The organism is Pseudomonas neuropathica, assembly GCF_015461835.1.
In the GTDB taxonomy this organism is placed as follows: domain Bacteria; phylum Pseudomonadota; class Gammaproteobacteria; order Pseudomonadales; family Pseudomonadaceae; genus Aquipseudomonas; species Aquipseudomonas neuropathica.
Genome location: NZ_JACOPX010000014.1, coordinates 91,151 through 110,826, shown reverse-complemented (window position 1 = coordinate 110,826; position 19,676 = coordinate 91,151). Strand labels below are relative to the sequence as shown.

General features: G+C 59.4%; 13 protein-coding genes. 8 read left to right on the top strand and 5 right to left on the bottom strand.

Features of this window, described 5'->3' with window-relative positions:
* Positions 1 to 59 precede the first annotated feature (59 nt).
* The 3 genes from H8F23_RS20855 (at position 60) to H8F23_RS20845 (ending at position 4,055) form a co-directional block, all read left to right on the top strand.
* Positions 60 to 650 (top strand): fimbrial protein, encoded by a 591-nt coding sequence (locus H8F23_RS20855; protein WP_194935630.1) that lies wholly within the window; start codon positions 60 to 62, stop codon positions 648 to 650.
* A gap of 72 nt (positions 651 to 722) precedes the next feature.
* Positions 723 to 1,472, top strand: a complete 750-nt coding sequence (locus tag H8F23_RS20850; RefSeq protein WP_194935629.1) for a fimbrial biogenesis chaperone — start codon at positions 723 to 725, stop codon at positions 1,470 to 1,472.
* 84 nt (positions 1,473 to 1,556) lie between these two features.
* Complete coding sequence (locus H8F23_RS20845) at positions 1,557 to 4,055, top strand: fimbria/pilus outer membrane usher protein (protein ID WP_194935628.1); 2,499 nt, start codon at positions 1,557 to 1,559, stop codon at positions 4,053 to 4,055.
* Between the two features lie 191 nt (positions 4,056 to 4,246).
* Here H8F23_RS20845 and H8F23_RS20840 read toward each other — a convergent pair whose 3' ends face one another.
* The 3 genes from H8F23_RS20840 to H8F23_RS20830 all read right to left on the bottom strand — a co-directional run bounded on the left by H8F23_RS20840 (position 4,247) and on the right by H8F23_RS20830 (position 10,362).
* Entirely contained in the window at positions 4,247 to 7,921 is a 3,675-nt protein-coding gene (locus tag H8F23_RS20840; protein ID WP_194935627.1) for a translocation/assembly module TamB domain-containing protein, read from the bottom strand.
* On the bottom strand, positions 7,918 to 9,645 hold the full coding sequence (locus H8F23_RS20835) for an autotransporter assembly complex protein TamA (protein WP_194935626.1): 1,728 nt from the start codon (positions 9,643 to 9,645) through the stop codon (positions 7,918 to 7,920). Before H8F23_RS20835 ends, H8F23_RS20840 begins: the two co-directional genes overlap by 4 nt.
* Positions 9,646 to 9,711: 66 nt before the next feature.
* The gene (locus H8F23_RS20830) at positions 9,712 to 10,362 is read right to left on the bottom strand and encodes a GNAT family N-acetyltransferase (RefSeq protein WP_007912451.1); all 651 of its coding nucleotides are present in this window, start codon (positions 10,360 to 10,362) and stop codon (positions 9,712 to 9,714) included.
* A gap of 302 nt (positions 10,363 to 10,664) precedes the next feature.
* Between H8F23_RS20830 and xthA the strand changes: the two genes are divergently transcribed.
* Together xthA and H8F23_RS20820 are read left to right on the top strand one after the other, a co-directional pair.
* Complete coding sequence (gene xthA / locus H8F23_RS20825; RefSeq protein ID WP_064389273.1) at positions 10,665 to 11,477, top strand: exodeoxyribonuclease III; 813 nt, start codon at positions 10,665 to 10,667, stop codon at positions 11,475 to 11,477.
* 188 nt (positions 11,478 to 11,665) lie between these two features.
* Complete coding sequence (locus tag H8F23_RS20820) at positions 11,666 to 13,000, top strand: substrate-binding domain-containing protein (protein WP_194935625.1); 1,335 nt, start codon at positions 11,666 to 11,668, stop codon at positions 12,998 to 13,000.
* 121 nt (positions 13,001 to 13,121) lie between these two features.
* Here the strand turns inward: H8F23_RS20820 and H8F23_RS20815 are convergent, their stop codons facing one another.
* Positions 13,122 to 14,351, bottom strand: coding sequence for an acyl-CoA dehydrogenase (locus H8F23_RS20815; protein WP_093434163.1), 1,230 nt, complete (start codon positions 14,349 to 14,351; stop codon positions 13,122 to 13,124).
* A 171-nt stretch (positions 14,352 to 14,522) separates the two neighbouring features.
* Here H8F23_RS20815 and H8F23_RS20810 point away from each other — a divergent pair, with 171 nt between their 5' ends.
* The 3 genes from H8F23_RS20810 to H8F23_RS20800 all read left to right on the top strand — a co-directional run bounded on the left by H8F23_RS20810 (position 14,523) and on the right by H8F23_RS20800 (position 17,091).
* A complete protein-coding gene (locus H8F23_RS20810; protein WP_016986544.1) occupies positions 14,523 to 15,452 on the top strand; it encodes a LysR family transcriptional regulator in 930 nt (309 codons plus the stop codon).
* A 196-nt stretch (positions 15,453 to 15,648) separates the two neighbouring features.
* A complete protein-coding gene (locus H8F23_RS20805; protein ID WP_042559912.1) occupies positions 15,649 to 16,047 on the top strand; it encodes a MerR family transcriptional regulator in 399 nt (132 codons plus the stop codon).
* Between the two features lie 144 nt (positions 16,048 to 16,191).
* Positions 16,192 to 17,091 (top strand): hydroxymethylglutaryl-CoA lyase, encoded by a 900-nt coding sequence (locus H8F23_RS20800; RefSeq protein ID WP_134178262.1) that lies wholly within the window; start codon positions 16,192 to 16,194, stop codon positions 17,089 to 17,091.
* Between the two features lie 668 nt (positions 17,092 to 17,759).
* On the opposite strand, the gene H8F23_RS20795 is transcribed toward H8F23_RS20800, so the two are convergent.
* Positions 17,760 to 19,457, bottom strand: coding sequence for an AMP-binding protein (locus H8F23_RS20795; RefSeq protein ID WP_194935624.1), 1,698 nt, complete (start codon positions 19,455 to 19,457; stop codon positions 17,760 to 17,762).
* Positions 19,458 to 19,676: the final 219 nt, after the last annotated feature.

The following is a 19,676-nucleotide window of genomic DNA, read 5'->3' as shown; positions in this document are numbered from 1 at the left end:
TTCCATTGGTAAACCGCGCTTTATTGTGTTGCTTTAACCCCACCAATGGAAAAAGCAACATGAAAAAGTTGTCCCAAACACTTCTCGCCCTTTCGATGTTCGCTGCCGCAGGTAACGTCCTGGCCGCTGACCCGGTCGTGCCAACCAAAGCCGGCAGCGGCACCATCAACTTCACCGGCACCATCAACAATGACGCCTGCTCCGTAGAAGGCGCCGGCAGCAATAAAACCATTTCGGTCGCCATGGGCGAAGTGTCGATCAAGGACATGGGCACCGCCACGGCACCCAAAGGCAACGGCACTTTGAGCGCCGAGAACTTCGACATGAAGATCAACTGCAATGCCGGGACCAAGGTCGCCATGATCTTCGAACCGACCAAGGGCGCAGGTTCGGGCATCGTTGCCGGGACCAAAGTGCTGAAGCTGATTGACGGTCTGGGCGCGGCCAAGAACGTCGGTATTGCCTTGCTCGATTCCAACGGTGCGTTGATCGACCTGAGTTCGCCCGCTGCGGCGAAGATCGAAAACACCCTGCAGGACAGCAACACCACGCTGAAATTCTCGGCTGCCTACGTCACCACTGCTGACGTTGCAACCGTGGTTGCCGGTCGCGGCGACGCCACCCTGCCGTTCACCCTGCAATACGAATAACCCGCGCGAATACTCGAGCCCGGTGCGGGGCCACGCGGCCCCGTGCTTTCAATCACTTGCGCGGTAACCATCATGTTTTATCGTCACTCATTGTCCTTTTGCGCGGGCCTGCTGGGCCTGTTCGTGGTCAATCAGGCCACGGCCGGCATTTCCTTGAGCAGCACCCGTCTGGTCTTCGACGGCCAGCACAAGGAAGCCGGCATCACCGTACGTAACAGCGGTGCAGATGTCCTGGTCCAGTCGTGGATCGACACCGACGCCAGCGAATCCGCTTCCGTGCCGTTTGCGGTTACGCCGCCGTTGGTGCGCGTCAGCGGCGACGAACAGCAAATACTGCGGGTCATCTACGAAGGCACCGGCATGCCGAGCGACCGCGAATCGGTGGTCTGGCTCAACGTGCAGGAAATCCCGCAGAACGCGAAGACCCAGAACACCCTGCAACTTGCCGTGCGCCAGCGTATCAAGGTGTTCTTCCGCCCGGCTGGCCTGAAAAACAACGCCTACCTGGCACCAAGCGAGTTGACCTGGCGCCTGGCCGAGCGCGCCGGCAAAAGCGTGCTGGTGGTGAACAACCCAGGCCTGTATCACGTGTCCATCGCCGATATCACCCTGCAATCCGGCGCACTTAGCGAGCACCCGTTTGATTCGATGATGATCGCCCCCGGCGAGCGTAAAGAGTTCGCCCTCAAACAACTTCACTCGACTAATGCGGCAACTTTGTTGTTCAGCAGCATTAATGACTATGGCGCACAAGATCGTTTTACCGCGCAACTTTCCAACAGTGCCGAAACCAGCGCCAGTCCAAAGAAAGAAACGCCATAACTCGCGAATCGCTCTGATCGCACACTTTCACTGTATTTCTCTTCGCTCCGTTAGTTCGTATCGGAGGTGATATAGGGTTCCTGCATGTTTTTACTCAAACGCGACGGCCTGGCATCGTTGTTGATCGCCTCGGCTATCAGCACGGCGTGCCAGGCTGACGGCGATGAACAGTTCAACACGTCGTTTCTGCAAGGTGCCGCGTCGACCGTCGATGTGCAATCGCTGCTCGCCAGCAACAGCGTCCTCCCCGGCAACTACCGGGTTGACCTGTACAGCAACGACACGCTGGTCGGGCGTCGCGACATCGACTTCCGTCGCCCCCCCGGCAACGGCAAGATCCAGGCCTGCCTGACCCTGGAAATGGTCCAGCAGTTGGGCGTCGACATCGCCAAGTTGCAGGCCAGCGGCAAACTTGATGCTGACGATCCGAACGCCTGCCTCGACCTGCCGGCATTGATCGAACATGCCAGCGTGCGTTACGACGTGCCGCGCCTGCGCCTGCTGGTCAGCGTGCCGCAAAGCGCCATGGAACGAGGCCGACGTGGTTACGTTGACCCGGAACTGTGGGACGAAGGCGTGCCTGCTGCATTCATCAACTATCAGCTGAGCAGCAACCGTAACAGCACGCAGACCGCCAACACGATTTCCAATAACGTCGGCTTGCGCAACGGCATCAATCTGGGCGGCTGGCGCTTGCGCAACGAGTCCAACTTCAACAGCAGCACCGGCCAGCCGAGCACCTTCAAAAGCAACCGCAGCTACCTGCAACATGACCTGACCGCGTTGAAAGGCCAGTTCAGTGCCGGCGATATTTTCTCCGACGCCGACCTGTTCGACAGCGTGCGCTATCGCGGCCTGAAACTGGCTTCCGATGACGGCATGCGCGCCGACAGCGAGCGCGGCTATGCGCCAGTGATTCGCGGGATTGCGCAGTCCAGTGCGACCGTGGAAATTCGTCAGAACAACTACATGCTCTACAGCGCCAACGTGCCGCCGGGGCCGTTCGAAATCAGCGACATCTATCCGAGTGGTTCCAACGGCGATCTGGAAGTGACGATTATCGAGGCCGACGGTCAGCGCCGGGTGACCGTGCAGGCGTTTTCCAGCCTGCCGATCATGGTGCGTCAGGGGCAGTTGAAGTACAGCGTCTCGGCTGGCCGCTACAACAGCAACAGCGATGACCAGCAGTCACCGCAATTCGTCAGCAGCACGCTGGGCTATGGCATCAGCAGCAACTTGTCCGGCATCGTCGGCGTGCAGGCGACCGAGAATTTTCAGGCGGTGTCCGTGGGCGCGGGGCGTAATACGCCGATCGGTGCCGTGTCACTTGACGTGACGCATTCCGCCAGCCGCACCTTTGGCCAAGTGGTCAAGGGCAACAGTTTGCGGGCGTTGTACGCCAAGACATTTACCGGCACCGACACCAGCTTCACCCTCGCCGCCTATCGCTACTCGACCGAGGGCTATCGCACTCTCACCGACCACGTCGAGGAACTGAGCCACGAGGGCGAAAAACGCACGGGCAACTCGAAAACCCGCACCGACCTGACCATCAACCAGAGCCTGGGGCGTAACCAGCAATTTGGCAGCGTTTACCTCAACGCCAGTGACCAGCGTTATTGGGGACGCGGCGGTTCGCAAAGCCTGTCGGCGGGTTACAGCAACTATTGGGGCGATGTCAGCTACAACCTCGGCGCGACCTACACCAAGGACGTCGGCAACTATGGGCCGGCGAACAACGACACCTTGGTCAACCTGTCACTGTCTTTCCCGCTGGGTTCAAAACCGCGCGCGCCCCGCGCCTTTGTTTCCGCGAGCACACAGAAAGCTACGGACAGCACTCAGGTCGGAATCAACGGCTACCTGACCGAAGACAGCGACACCTATTACTCGGTGCAAGGCGGCAACAGCAGCACTGGTGGCAGCAGCGGTTCGGCCAATATCAGCACGCGGACATCGGTGATGGATATCAGCGCCGGTTACAGCCAGGGGCGCGGCTACAATTCGCAGAACCTCAATCTGGCAGGTTCGATCGTCGGCCACGGCGGCGGGATCAATCTGGGCCAAACCGTGGGCGAGACGTTTGCGCTGGCGCAGGTCGAAGGAGTGTCTGGGGTGAAAATCGGCAGCTTCTCCGGGGCGAAAACCGGGCGTAACGGCTATGCCGTGGTGCCCAACGCACAACCCTACCGGGTCAACTGGATCAACCTCGACACCAGCGATCTGGGCGCCGATATAGAAATCGATAACGCGACCCGGCAAGTGGTGCCGCGCCGCGGTGCAGTGGTGCTGGCGCGCTATGCGAGCAAGACCGGTCGCCGTGTGCAATTTGCCTTGTTCGATGCGCAGCACCAGCCGATTCCCTTCGGCGCGTCGCTTGAAGATGGCGCGGGTAAGCAACTGGCAATCTCCGACCCGAGCGGCAAGGCACTGGCGCTGGTGGAAAACGACACCGGGACGCTCACGATCAATTGGCAAGGCCAGCGCTGCGAGGCGTTGTATGCACTGGCCGAGCGGGACAAGGCGCTGAATTACGAGCGAGCTTCACTGGTATGTCGCCTGCCCACAGCTAATTTGCTGTAAACACAAAATCCTTGCCCACCACAGATCAGTGTAGGAGTGAGCCTGCTCGCGATAAGGCCATCTGCCGCACCATTGATATCGACTGAAAAAACGCCATCGCGAGCAGGCTCACTCCTACAGGGGAACGCATTCCAAATGTAGAAGTGAGCCTGCTCGAGATTGGAGCGACTCGGGTCAGGAGAAAGCGCGCGTTAGAAATCGCGCTTGTAGAAAATATCCAGCGAACTGGCGACACCACTCGCCGCTTCCACATAGACCTTCTTGCTAAGCTTGTAACGCAGCGCAATGGTGCTGGCCGGTTCAAACACGCCCACGCCATAACGCAAACTGAGCTTCTCGGTAATATTGCCGCTGGCCACCACGCTGGTGGCATCGCCGCTGCCTGCCGTGTCGAGCTGGAAGTCCTGAATCCCCAGATCCTTGGCCAGGCCGCTGGTGACCCCGGAACTGCCCATCAAGCCAAGCCCCAACGCCGCTTGCGCGAGCATGTTGTTGTCTTCGCCGTTGGTGCTCAGCGGTCGGCCGAGGACCAGATAGGAAAGCGCCTGCTCCTGGCTCATCGCCGGCTCGGAGAAGATCTGCGTAGTCGGCTGCTCGGCACTGCCGCTCAGGCGAATACCGGCGATCACATCGTCAGTCTGGCGGATCGCTTCGATGTCCAGATACGGTTGATCGAGGGGGCCGGCGAACAACAGACGCGCACGGCGCACTTGCAGGCGCTGGCCGTAGGCACTGTAGCGGCCGTCGTTGAGCCACAGTTCGCCACGGGTGTCCATGTTGTCGCCGATGTGCACATGACCTTGCACGTTGGCGGTCAGGCCGAAACCGGCGAAGGCCAGTTTGTCTTCGCCGACCACCACGTCGATGTCCATTTTCATCGCCATCGGCGGTTTGCCCTCTTCGGTCTGCGCGCCGACGATGATCGTGTCATCGGAGACTTTCACCGTGGATGGCGGCAGCTCACGCACGGTGATTTCGCCTCGCGGCACCTGCACTTTACCGGCAATCGCCAACTCATCACCGGCCATGGAAATCTTCAGGTCCGGCGCCACTTCCAGCTTGGCATAAGGCTCGACGGTGACCGGCAATTGCGTGCCCTTGAGCGCCAGATCGACCATCAGTGCCTGACCCCAGGCGACGTTACCATTCAGACTGCCCTGCCCGCTCTTGCCGCTTTTCCAGCCGCCGTCGAGGCGTACTGATTCGCCGGCAATCACAGCGGTGAGTTGCAGGTTCTGCAGTTCCATCGGCAACTCGGCGCCGGACACTTCACCATCGCTCAGTTGTACGGTGCCGTTGACCAGCGGCGCGAGCAATCCGCCGGAAATCGTGCCGCTGCCATTGAGGCGCCCGGTGAGTTTCTCGACCATTGGCACAAACGGCCGTGCGACGGAAAGGTCCAGCCCGGAGAGACGGAACGAGCCGCTCAACGGTTTGTTTTTCGGCAGCGGATTGAGCTGCGCCTGCACCATCAACTCGCCGAGTTTGCCGCCAACGAAATTGAGTTCGGTATCGACGCGCTTGGGCGTGAGTTTGCTGGTGAGTTTCAGGGTCTGGTACGGGAAGTCCAGCCACTGATCCTTTTCCTTCATGCGCAAGGTGCCGCCGCTGGCGTCAATGCTGACAACACCGTTCGGGCCGCTGGCTGGCAGATCCAATTGCAGATCGGCGTTGAGCTTACCCTTCCAGGCGAAATCTTTTGGCAGCCATTGCGCGAGGCTTTCGATCGGGAACTGCTTGAGGTGGTAGCGCAGTTTCGGCTCCGGCATCAGGCGCTGATCTTCACCGCACAGGCTGGCGTCGCCGGACATCCAGCAATGAGCGCCAAAGTTGATTTTGCCGTCTGCCAGACGTTCGAGCTTGGCCGGGCTTTGCAGTTTCCAGTCCTGGCCACCGGCCTGAATGTCGCCACTGGCCAGCCGCCCACGCCAGTTGCCCTTGTCCAGATTGCCATCCAGACCGAGGGCCAGTTTCAGCTTCGGCCCGATCAGGTCGAGGTTGAGTTTCTGCTTTTTGATATCGCCCTGAGCGCTGGCGGTCAGCGTGCCCAGCGATGTGTCACCGGCTTGAATGCCAGCACCTTTCAGATCGATCTTTGCCCGCTGCGCGCTGTCGAGGGTAGCGTCGAGGTTGAGGCTTTGCAGGCGATTGTCCTGGAAGGCCAGTTGCGAACCTTGCAGGTCGAGTTTGCCCTGCGGTGCTTTCAACGTGCCGGCGACATTGACCTGACCGTTGACCTGCCCGCGCAGTTGCGGCCAAAGCTGAGCCAGACGCGACAGCTTGATGTCGATCTGCCCGGTGAGTTTCTGTTGCAGACTGCCCTTGCCGCTGATGCTGTTGTCGCCGAGGCGGATTTGCAGAGCGTTGAGGTTCCACTGTTCGCCAGCGCCGTCGGCCTTGGCCTGGAGGATCGCCGGTTGCCCGCGCAGTTTGCCTTTCAAGTCGAGGTCGGCGGTCAGGCTCAGGCGTTCATTCTTCATTTCGCCTTGGCTTTTCAGCGGCCCGGCCAAGGTGCCCGGCAACTCGGCGACCCAGTACGCCGGATTCAGCGCCGACAGCTCCAGCGCGGTGTCCCAGGCGATGCCATCGGCGAACTGCACATTGACGTGCCCTTCAGCCTTGCCCTGCCCGGCTTGCATTTTCAATTGCGGCAAAGCGATCTGTTTAAGGCTGCCGCTGAACGGACTGCTCAGGGTAAACGCGCCCGCCGGGCCATCGAGGGCGGCGGCGAAGTTGCCGAGGTACTGACCGTCGGTGTAGGAGACTTCGCCAGTAAACGTACGCAAGGCGACTTGTGGCTCGTCGATTTCGTTGTAGAGCCGATGCCACGGAAAGTCCTGCCAGTTGATGTTGGCTTGGGCGCTGAGGCCTTTGCTCCAGTCAACGCTACCGGTGAGTTTCAGGCTTTGTTTGTCGTTGGCCGTCAGGTCGAGACCGGCGATCTGCGCGCCGCTGGCGTCGACTTTGCCTTGAAGCAGCAGCGCCACCGGGCCTTTGTCGGCGGGTAGCGTGGCGTTGCCGTTGAGCTGGTAGCCGTTTTTCAGGTCACCTTCGCCGGTCAACAGCAATTGATTGAGTTGCAGGGTGTCGGGCAGGTCGGCGCTCGGTTTGAACGCCTCGCTAGTGATGCGCACCTTGGCTGGCAGGTTTTCCGCCAGCGGTTGCAATTCACCACTCAACTGGCCGTCGAGGTAACCCCGGCTGTCGGCATGCAGGTTGAGGGTTTTCAACAGGTCACCGTCGATCTTCAACGCCAGCGTCCACGGCCCCGTGCCCGGCGACGGCAATGTCAGGTCACCGGCGATGTTCAGCGGCCAGTTGCCGGTCGGCGTGAGTGTGCCGGACAGGTTCAGGCTGAGGTCGTCGCGCTGCAATTTCACGCTGTCGATCTGCATGCCTTGCGCGGTCCAGTGCGCCGCCAGTTGCAAACCCTTGAGCTGTTCGCTGCCGTTGAACAACAGGCTGCCAACCTGCACGTCGCCCAGTTCGATGGCCACCGGCAATTGCAGATCCGGCAGTTTGACCGGACCGCTCTCGGTGGTCTCTTCGCTCGGCGGGAATTGCAGAATGACCTGATCAGCCTTGAGCTGTTCGATGCACAGGGTCATGCGCGTCAGGCACAGCGGCGACCAGGCGAAGATCGCTTTGTTCAGCTCGACGCGGCTGCTGTCCTGCTGCCACAGCAGATGATCGGCACTCCATTGCCCGCCGAGGCGACCCTGGAAATTCTCCACCTTCAGCCCCGGCACGAGCCCCAGCACCCAGCGGCTGCCGGCCGCCGTGCCGAGTACGGCGGTGACACTCAATACAATCAACAACACCAGCGCCAACAACGCCAGCGCCGTAATTTTCAAACCACGCTTCACAGCTCAGGCCCCATGGAAAAGTGCAGCCGGATGCCGCCATCGTCGTCGAGTGCGTGGGCCAGGTCGAGGCGGATCGGCCCCACCGGCGAGACCCAGCGCACACCAATACCGACCCCGGTCTTGAGGTTCGGCAGTTCGAGTTTATTGAAGGAGTTGCCTTGGTCGACGAAGGTCGCCACGCGCCATTTTTCGGCGATCGAGTATTGATACTCGACACTGCCGGCGACCATGTAGCGGCCACCGATGCGATCACCCTTGGAGTTTTCCGGCGACAGGCTCTGGTAGTCATAGCCGCGCACACTCTGATCGCCACCGGCGAAAAAACGCAGCGACGGCGGCACCGAGTTGTAGCCGTTGGTGGCGCTGCCGCCGACCTGTACGCGACCGAGAAAGCGGTGTTTGTCGAAGACGGTGGTCAGGCCTTTGACCAGCGCGGTGCCATATAAAAGGTTGTTGTCGGAGCCGAGGCCTTCCTTCGCCACTTTGCTTTCGAAGCTCAGGCGATAGCCGTTGTGCGGGTCGATGCGGTTGTCGCTTTTCAGGTACGAGTAACTGATGCCGGGCATCAGCAAGGTACTCAGGCCGGAGTCGTCGCCGAGTTCATATTCTTCGCGCTGCCACTTCAGCGAGATTACCCGCTGCCAGCCACTCGGCAATTTGCTGTGCCATTCCGGGCCGAAGGTCAGCAGTTTGCTCAGGGTGTCGGAGCCGTCGATGTCTTCGAATTGATAGCCGCCGGCCCAACGCAGTTTGTCGGTCAGTGGCGGGTCGAGCGGGATGTCGTAGAACAGCCCGACGTTTTGCCGAGGTGCCGAGAGTTCGGCTTCCCAGCCATAGCTGTCGCCTTGCGGGTTGACCCAATGGCGCGTCCAGTTGGCTTTGATGCGCGGGCCGACGTCGGTCGAATAACCGAGGCCCAGGCCCATGGTCCGTGGTTTGCGCGTGTCGAGTTTGACGTCGACCGGGATCACATCGTTCTTCGCGGCGGTCGGTGCGGCATCGACGCGTATGCCTTCGAAATAACCGCTCGATTGCAAATCACGGTTCAGCTCGGCGATCAGCTCGGAATCGTACGGCTCGCCTTCCTTGAACGGCACCATGCGTTGCAGCAGGTCTTCGTCGAACGGCGTATCACCTTCGAATTTGACTTTGCCCAGCGCATAACGCGGGCCGCTGTCGTAGATCAGTTCGATGTCGGCGACCCCGGCGCGCGGGTCGACCATGAGTTTTTGACGGGTGAAATGGCCACTGAAGAAACCGAAGCGCGAGGCCTGATTCTGAATAAGTCTTTTGGCGTCTTCGTAACGCCCATGGTTGAGCACCGCGCCGGACTTGAGCGCGTCGCTTTTCGGTACACGAAAGGATTTGAGGGAGGCAGCCGGGCCGTCGACACGAATGGTGACGTTGCGCAGATGAATCGGCTCGCCGGGATCGATGTTCAACACCAGGCGCGGCTTGTCGCCGCCCTTGACGTCACTTTCGATCTGCGGCTGGTAATAGCCCAACGCCTGAGCCGCTTTGCGCGCCTGCTCTTCGGCACCGCGACTGAAGCGCTGCAGGGCTTCTTCGTCACGGTCGCCGAGACTGCCGATATAGCCTTCTATATTGGCCTTGAGTTCATCGTTGGACGGTTTGATCCGCACATCCAATTCACTTTGCGCCAGTGCCGCACAGCTGGATAACAGCAAGAGCACGCCACTGGTAAATCTTCCTGGAAACTTCATAGGCGCGGATGCTATCACGGGCTTGGGAGCGTGATAGAACAGGAAATTTCCCAAGAAGTTCGATTGTTATGCTGTTGCAGTTTGTAACACCTGCGGATTGGCGTGGAAAAATACGTGTTCGCGCACCGGCCCGACGGCAACCTCGCCGATCTCCTCGTAACCCTGTCTTTTATAGAATTCCAGGTAACGCGGGTTGCCGGTGTCGAGCACCACGCCTTGCGAGGTTTCGTCAACGGCGCACCAGTTGTGTACGGCAGTCAGCAATTGTTCACCGAAGTGTTTGCCCTGGAACTGCGGATGAATTCCCAGCAATGGCAGCATGTGCACCGAATCGCTGGGTACGCAGGCAGCAACGGCATCGTGGTATTCCAGATAGCGCCGAGTGCAGCGAAAACCGGTGCTGAGCACCATGCGCAGGCGCCACGCCCAACTTTCGGTGATGCCCAGCCGCCGTTGCGGTGGCGCGATCAGGGCGATGCCGATCAAGCGGTCGTTGACCAGCAGGCCGATGGCCGGCAGATCCTGCAGAAAGTGTTGCTTGACCAGTTCCCGCACCGTCGCCCGCACCCGTTGCTCATAGCCGGGACGCTCGGCTTCGAACAGGTAGCCGAAGGTCGGCTCGTGGCGATAGGCCTGATAGAGCAGCGAGCGGGCTTCGCGGGAATAGCCGCGGTCGAGCATATGAATGTCGGCGATGGCGGTCTGGGTTTCAGGCATGACAGTGACTCTCCCCGGGGCGCGTTCAAATGGCGGCGCTCTTGTTGGTACGAACCTTTTACGGGTGGCGTGGTTCCCCACAGGTATAGACCAACTCGGGATCTTCATCGACTGGGCGGCCGTCAATCGCGAGCAGGCTCACTCCTACAGGGGTACGCATTCCAATTGTAGGAGTGAGCCTGCTCGCGATGACGCCGGTCCAGACAACATCTATCTGGCAGGCAAAGACGATTTCCCCTACCCCACACTGGCCCCCATCCCACATGTCAGCTAGCATCGCCCTTTTGCCAGGACTGCCGACCATGAAGATCGTTTCCTTCAACATCAACGGACTGCGCGCCCGTCCGCATCAGCTGGCAGCGCTGATCGAAAAACACCAGCCGGACGTGATCGGCCTGCAGGAAACCAAGGTCCACGACGACCAGTTCCCGCTCGAAGAAGTCCGCGCCCTCGGCTACCACGTGTATTTCCATGGCCAGAAAGGCCATTACGGCGTGGCCATGCTCTCGCGCAAGGAGCCGATCGCCATCCACAAAGGTTTCGCCACCGACGAAGAAGACGCTCAGCGTCGCTTTATCTGGGGCACGTTCGCCGACGCCAATGGCGTACCGGTGACCATCATGAACGGCTATTTCCCTCAGGGTGAAAGCCGCGACCATCCGACCAAATTCCCCGCCAAGCAGCGTTTCTACAGCGATCTGCAAGCGCTGCTGGAAAGCCAGTTCCACAACGAACAGCCGCTGGTGGTGATGGGCGATGTGAACATTTCCCCGGAGGACTGCGACATCGGCATCGGCCCGGACAACATGAAGCGCTGGCTGAAAACCGGCAAATGCAGCTTCCTGCCGGAAGAGCGCGAATGGATGGCGCGCCTGAAAAACTGGGGTTTGACCGACAGCTATCGCCACTTGAACCCGGATGTGACCGACATGTTCAGTTGGTTCGACTACCGCAGCCGTGGCTTTGAAGATGAGCCCAAACGTGGTCTGCGCATCGATGTGATTCTGGCATCCCATGGTTTGCTGCCGCGGGTGAAGGCCGCCGGTGTCGACTATGAATTGCGCGGGATGGAAAAGCCTTCCGATCATGCGCCGATCTGGCTTGAACTCAGCTGATCCCTAGCCTTACGCAATCCCTGTAGAAGTGAGCCTGCTCGCGATAGCGGTGAATCAGACGACATAAATGTTGACCGGTACATCGCTATCGCGAGCAGGCTCACTCCTACATTGAATCGGTGTCATCTTTCGGTCATGCGCCTGACTTAATCTCCCCGGCAATCCCCTTGGCTTGATTCGGTGCCGGCATGACCCTGCGTGTTTTGTGCGTTTTTCTCTTGAGTGCATGGCTGACGGTTTCTGCCGCTGCCCTGCCCCTCCCTGAAAACGGCCCGGCGCTGCGCATTCAAGGTTCCAACACCATCGGCGCCGAACTCGGCCCGGCACTCGTTGAGGGCCTGCTGCAAGCGCAAGGCCTGCTGAAAATCCACCGCGAAACCCCGGACACCGCCAACGAACTGCGCATCGTCGGCCAGACCAGCGAAGGTAAACGCGTGGTCGTTGAAGTCGCCGCCCACGGTTCCAGCACCGGTTTCACCGCGTTGAAAAATGCCAGCGCCGACCTTGCCGCGTCTTCCCGCGAGATCAAGGACAGTGAGTTGCAAGCTCTGCAATCACTGGGCGATCTGAAAAGTCCCGCCGCCGAACAAGTCATCGCCATCGACGGCCTGGCGATCATCCTTCATCCCGATAATCCCCTCCAACAACTGGACACCGAGCAACTGGCGCGGATCTTCGCTGGCGATGTGAAAACCTGGGAAGACCTCGGCGGGCGTGGCGGTGCGATTCATTTATATGCGCGCGATGATCAGTCCGGCACTTACGACACGTTTAAGGAACTGGTCCTGAGCCGGCGTGGGAAAAGTCTGAACAGCGCCGCGAAACGTTTTGAATCCAGCGAGCAATTATCCGACGCCGTGAGCGCGGATCCGCAAGGCATCGGTTTCATCGGTTTACCCTACGTGCGTCAGGCCAAAGCCGTGGCCATTGCTGATGGCGCATCGCAGTCGATGCTGCCGCTCAACAGCCTGATCGCTACCGAAGACTATCCACTGTCGCGGCGGTTGTTCTTCTATCTACCGCCCGAAAGCAACAATCCTTGGGCGAAAGCCTTGGTGACGTTTGCGCAGAGCCGTCAGGGCCAGGCGATTGTCGCGGCAAACGGTTTTATCAGCCAGACCGTGCATGCGATGAGCGTCGCGCCGAATGCACTGATGCCCGAGGGCTATCAATCCCTCAGCCGTCACGCCCAGCGTCTGACGGTGAATTTCCGCTTTGAAGAAGGCAGTGCGAAGCTGGATAACAAGGCACGTCAGGATCTGGCGCGAGTGTTCGACTATATAAAGCGTCATGACAAGACTGAACGCGCGGTGACCTTGGTCGGGTTTGGTGATGCCAAGGACGATCCGGCACGCGCGGATCTGCTGTCAAAGCTGCGGGCGATGGCGGTACGACGGGAGTTAGTCAAGAACGGCGTGGTGTTGCGCGAGGTTCGCGGCTTTGGCGCGTTGATGCCGGTGGCGGCGAACAATGTCGATGAGGGGCGGATCAAGAATCGGCGGGTTGAGGTTTGGGTGTATTGAGCCTGATGGTTATGTACTGAATGGGCTGGCCCTTTCGCGAGCAAGCTCGCTCCCACATTGGATCTGTGGCGTTCACAAATCCTGTGGGAGCGAGCTTGCTCGCGAAGCAGGCGACGCGGTCTTAATGACCGCTACGCAGCATTTCCTTCGGCACATATTTGCCGATCTCGAATTTGCCGATCGCCGCGCGGTGCACTTCGTCCGGGCCATCGGCCAGGCGTAATGTGCGTTGCATGGCGTACATGTAGGCCAGCGGAAAATCGTTCGACACCCCGGCCCCGCCGTGCATCTGGATAGCCCTGTCGATCACCCGCAGCGCGACGTTTGGCGCAACCACTTTGATCTGCGCGATCTCGCTTTTCGCCACTTTGTTACCGACGGTGTCCATCATGTACGCCGCTTTCAGTGTCAGCAGACGTGCCATGTCGATTTCCATCCGCGAGTCGGCGATCTTGTCGACGTTGCCGCCCAGACGCGCCAGCGGTTTACCGAACGCGGTGCGGCTCACCGCCCGTTTGCACATCAATTCCAGGGCCCGTTCAGCCATGCCGATCGAGCGCATGCAGTGGTGAATGCGGCCTGGGCCAAGGCGACCTTGAGCGATCTCGAAGCCACGACCTTCACCGAGCAGGACGTTTTCGTACGGCACACGCACGTTGTCGAACAGCACTTCGGCGTGGCCGTGCGGGGCGTCGTCGTAGCCAAACACCGGTAGCGGACGGACGATTTTCACCCCGGGGGTGTCGACCGGCACGAGGATCATCGAGTGCTGCGCATGGCGCGGCGCATCAGGATTGCTCAGGCCCATGAAGATGAGGATCTTGCAGCGCGGATCGCAGGCGCCGGAGGTCCACCATTTTTTTCCGTTGATCACCCACTCGTCACCATCACGCACGGCGCGGGCGGCCATGTTGGTCGCGTCCGAAGAGGCAACGTCCGGTTCGGTCATGGCGAATGCCGAGCGGATTTCACCGCGCAACAGCGGTTCGAGCCAGCGCTGTTTCTGCTCTTCGTTGGCGTAGCGCACCAGCACTTCCATGTTGCCGGTGTCCGGCGCCGAGCAGTTGAACGGCTCCGGGCCGAGCAGCGAGCGGCCCATGATTTCCGCCAATGGCGCGTATTCGAGGTTGGTCAGGCCGGCACCGAGTTCCGACTCAGGCAGAAACAAATTCCACAGACCTTCGGCCTTGGCCTTGGCTTTGAGCTCCTCCATGATCGCCGTCGGCTGCCAACGATCGCCTTCGGCAACCTGGCGTTCGAACACCGCCTCGGCCGGGTAAACGTAAGTGTCCATGAACGCGGTCACGCGCTCACGCAGTTCTTGCACCTTGGGCGAATAAGCGAAATCCATGATCAATTACCTTCTTGGGCAGAGGTTGTTTAAGTCATGCAATCGATGCTAGAACAGCGTTGATAATTTACCTAGCCTATTCTCGGCGTGTATAAACATTCATCACCGATATATGATCGGCTGATTGCCAGCCCCTAAAACACTGCCCTAAATAACAAGAGAAGCCGCGTTATGAATCTGAGTAAGGTCGACCTCAACCTTTTCATCGTCTTCGACGCGATCTACACCGAAGCCAATCTGACCCGCGCCGGGCAGATTGTCGGTATCACCCAGCCGGCGGTGTCCAACGCCTTGGCGCGGTTGCGCGAAACCTTCAACGATCCGCTGTTCGTGCGCACGGCTCAGGGTATGGTGCCGACGCCAATGGCGCAGAACATCATCGGCCCGGTGCGCAACGCTTTGTCGCTGCTGCGTGTGTCGGTTCAGGAAAGCCGCATTTTCAACCCGGCCCAAGCGGTCAAGACCTACCGCATCAGCATGACCGACCTCACCGAGGCGGTGATTCTGCCGCCGCTGTTCCAGCGCCTGCGCCGTCTGGCGCCGACCGTGATTATCGAAAGCTTTTTGTCCAAGCGCCGCGAGACCACCAAAGAGCTGGCCGCCGGACGTCTGGATTTCGCCGTGGATGCGCCGCTCAACACCGACCCGCAGGTGCGCCACGTCAAGCTGATGGAAGACCGTTACGTGTGTGCGATGCGCAAGGGGCATCCGATGGCAGGCAAGGAAAAGCTCTCGCTGGATGATTACTTGTCGCTGACCCATATCCATATTTCCAGCCGTCGCAGTGGTCTGGGTTATGTCGATCTGGCGCTGGGCAAAATGGGCATTCAGCGCAAGATTGCCCTGCGCTCGCAGCATTATCTGATGGCGTCGCAAGTGATGCAGCAGACCGACATGGTCATGACGGTGCCGGAGCGCTTTGCCCGTCGGCATGAATTGCAGGCGTTTAATCTGCCGGTGAATGATGTGCCGCCAGTGGAGACGCACTTGTACTGGCATGAAAGCACTGACCAGGATCCGGCGAATCGCTGGATGCGCGAGCAGATGATCGAGTTGTGCCAGCAGGTGACGGCGCAGGAGAAGAAGCTGGATAAGGTGTAGGGCTTTTTACCGCGGCGCTGCCATCGCGAGCAGGCTCACTCCTACAGTTGACCGTGTTTTATCTGAAGAAATGCAACCAATTGTAGGAGTGAGCCTGCTCGCGATGAGGCCAGCATGAACACCACAGATCATCCCGCTTGACGTAAACGTCAACCTGCCATTAGCTTAGCGCCAAGACCTTTTTTCGAGCGCTTCCATGAGCAGCCAGACCTACAGCATCTCCGACCTCGCCCGCGAGCTGGACATCACCACCCGGGCGATCCGCTTTTATGAAGAACAAGGCCTGCTCAGCCCTGAGCGCCGTGGCCAGGAACGCATCTATTCACCGCGCGACAAGGTCAGTCTGAAACTGATCCTGCGCGGCAAGCGCATCGGTTTCTCGCTGGCCGAATGCCGCGAACTGATCGAGCTTTACGATCCGTCCAGCGGTAACACCAAACAGCTCAACAGTATGCTGGCGAAAATCAGCGAGCGCCGCGAACAGCTTGAGCAGCAGTTGCTCGACATTGAGCAGATGAAGCTGGAACTCGATACCGCCGAAGAGCGCTGCGTGCAGGCGCTGGAGCAGACGCTCAAGAGCCAGCAGGCCATCTGACAAACAACACAAATCCCCCTGCAGGAGTGAGCCTGCTCGCGATAGCGGTGTATCAGGCAAGCAGTTTTTATCTGGCACTCCGCGATCGCGAGCAGGCTCACTCCTACAGGGGTTCTCCACGAATTCACCAGAGCAGGTCAGCCCATGTCCCTCCCCTCCCAAGTACGCCTGATCGAAGTCGGCCCACGCGATGGCCTGCAGAACGAAGCCCAACCGATCAGCGTGGCCGACAAGGTGCAACTGGTCGATGCACTCAGCGCTGCCGGTCTTGGCTATATAGAAGTCGGCAGTTTCGTTTCACCGAAATGGGTCCCGCAGATGGCGGGTTCCGCCGAAGTGTTTGCACAGATCCAGCGCAAACCCGGCGTGACCTACGGTGCACTGGCGCCAAACCTGCGTGGCTTCGAAGATGCCATCGCCGCTGGGGTCAAGGAAGTCGCCGTGTTCGCTGCCGCCTCCGAAGCCTTCTCGCAGCGCAACATCAACTGCTCGATCAGCGAAAGCCTGGCGCGCTTCGCACCGATCATGGAAGCGGCGCAACAGCACGGCGTTACTGTGCGCGGTTACGTGTCCTGCGTGCTCGGTTGCCCGTACGAAGGCACGGTCGCGCCGGAACAAGTGGCGATGGTCGCGCGCGAGTTGTATGCGATGGGCTGCTACGAGGTCTCGCTGGGCGACACTATTGGCACCGGCACTGCGGGCGCGACTCGGCGCCTTTTCGACGTGGTTTCAGCGCAAGTGCCACGAGACAAGCTCGCCGGGCACTTCCACGACACCTATGGTCAGGCCATGGCCAATATCTACGCGAGTCTGCTTGAGGGCATCTCGGTGTTCGACAGCTCTATCGCGGGCCTCGGCGGCTGCCCGTACGCCAAAGGCGCGAGCGGTAACGTTGCCACCGAAGACGTGGTGTACCTGCTCAACGGCCTGGGTATCGAGACCGGTATCGACCTGGACGCCTTGATTGCTGCGGGTCAGCAGATCAGCGCGGTGCTCGGCCGCCCGAGCGGTTCGCGCGTGGCCAAGGCCCGTAGCGCACAGTGAGGGGGGAAGGTGTTACCGCTGTGTCCGGAATGTGGGTTTAAGCGAGTAACACGGAAACAAATTGTCTGGTTTCGCTAGAGTGAAAATTTTCTGAAATTCTCAAAGCATTGATTTATAAGGATTTTCAAAAGTTGGCACGGCTTCTGCTATCTCTATGGCATAACAAGAATAAAAAGCAGCAAACCAATAAAAATAAGACGTACCGACTCTGACATAACAAAAACAACACGGCAGAGACGCAGCTAACAGATTTTTTTGGAGAAGGTGTGCTTTTCAGGGTGCTCTCAGGAGTGACCCGCAACCGGGCAGAGAACAATAAAACTACCTTCAGGTAGCCCCCGAATCGGTTGGATCGCTTAGCGAGAAAGTAGATCAGCGCTCAAAAAAATACGTTTGCTCTTGACCCCGGATGGGGGTCGCCAAAAACAGCGGTAAAGGGCCACGGTTGCCAAAAACAACAACAGACCGACCCTCAATAATAAAAAAGAGCACGCGACGACAAAATTAAAGGGGAGCTTCGGCTCCCCTTTGTGCTTTCTGTGATTCCTCTTTCCAACACATATCCCTTGTAGGAGTGAGCCTGCTCGCGATAGCGTCGTGTCAGTCGATGAAAATATTGACTGGTACACCGCTATCGCGAGCAGGCTCACTCCTACAGGGGTTTTGTGTCAGGCGTGCTTTTCGCGTAGCTCTTCGATACTGATCTCTCGCATTTTGAATTTCTGGATCTTGCCCGTCACCGTCATCGGAAACTCTTCAACGAACTTGAAATGCCGTGGCGTCTTGAAATGCGCGATACGTTCCTTGCACCAGGTTTGCAGCTCCAGCTCCGAGGCGCTGTGGCCGGGGTGGAATTTGATCCAGGCAACAATCTCCTCACCGTAACGCGAGCACGGAATGCCGATCACCTGCACGTCCGCCACCGCCGGATGGGTGAAGAAAAACTCTTCCAGCTCACGCGGGTAAATATTCTCGCCGCCACGAATGATCATGTCCTTGTTGCGTCCGGCGATGTTGACGTAACCCTCCTCGTTCATGCTCGCCAGGTCGCCGGTGTGCATCCAGCCCGCGTCATCGATGGCTTCGGCGGTGGCTTGCGGATTGTTCCAGTAACCGAGCATCACGCTGTAGCCACGGGTGCACAGTTCGCCGATAGTGCCGCGCGTCACGAGGTTGCCGGCTTCGTCGATGATCTTGCTTTCCAGCTGTGGCTGGGTGCGGCCGACGGTGGTCACGCGCAATTCCAGCTCATCGGTCGGCCCGGTCTGCAGTGACACCGGGCTGGTTTCCGTCATGCCGTAAGCAATCTGCACTTCGCTCATGTGCATCTCGCTGATGACCCGGCGCATCACTTCGATCGGGCACGTCGCACCGGCCATGATCCCGGTACGCAGGCTCGACAGGTCGAACTCTGCGCGTTGTGGCTGATCGAGCATGGCGATGAACATGGTCGGTACGCCGTACAGACCGGTGGCGTTTTCCTCGGCGACGGTTTGCAGGGTCAGCAACGGGTCGAAGGCATCGCTGGGGTAAATCATCGTGCTGCCGTGGGTGATGCAGCCGAGGTTGCCCATGACCATGCCGAAGCAGTGGTAAAGCGGCACCGGGATCACCAGACGATCGCGCGGGGTCAGGCCGATGCTTTCACCGACCATGTAGCCGTTATTGAGGATGTTGTAGTGGCTGAGGGTTGCGCCTTTAGGGAACCCGGTAGTGCCGGAGGTGTACTGGATGTTCACCGGTTGATCGAAGTGCAGGCTGTCGCTGCGTTCGCGCAGTTGATCAGGAGAAATGCTGGTAGCCAGATCGGCCAGTTGCGACCACGGCAGAAAACCTGACGGTGGTTGCGCGTCAAGGCTGATTACCCCGCGCAGTTCGGGGAGGCGTTCGCTGCGCAGTTGGCCGATGGATTGCTCGGCCAGTTCCGGCACCAACCCTTGCAACATGGCGTGGTAGTTGGAGGACTTGAACGCCCCCGCGCAGACCAGCCATTGGCAGCCGGATTGCTTGAGCACGTATTCGAGTTCGGAACTGCGATAGGCCGGGTTGATGTTGACCAGGATCACGCCGATTTTTGCCGTAGCAACTTGGGTGATACACCACTGCGTGCAATTCGGCGCCCAGATACCGAGGCGATCGCCGGCCTGCAAACCCAGGGCGAGCAGCGCTCTGGCGTGCAGGTCCACCGCATCGGCCAGTTGTCGCCAGGAGTAACGCAACTGCTGATGGCGCACGACGAGCGCTTCGCCGTCCGGGTACTGCGCGACCGTCTGATCGAACTTCTGCCCGATGGTCATCGCCAGCAAGGCTTTGTCCTGAGAACCACGGGTATAGCTGCGCTGCGGGTTTGCACTGGGTTGATCCATGACGACCCCCTATTGTCTTTATTTATGGGTTGCCGACGGTCACTTGTAGGAGTGAGCCTGCTCGCGATCTCGATCCTACTGTCACCATTTACGTCGACTGACACGACGCCATCGCGAGCGGGCTCACTCCTACAAAAACTAATCAGCTTTCAATCTTGAACTGCGCCTACTCTCGCTCAAGTTGACGTTAACGTAAAGGGTGATTGACAGCCATCCAGC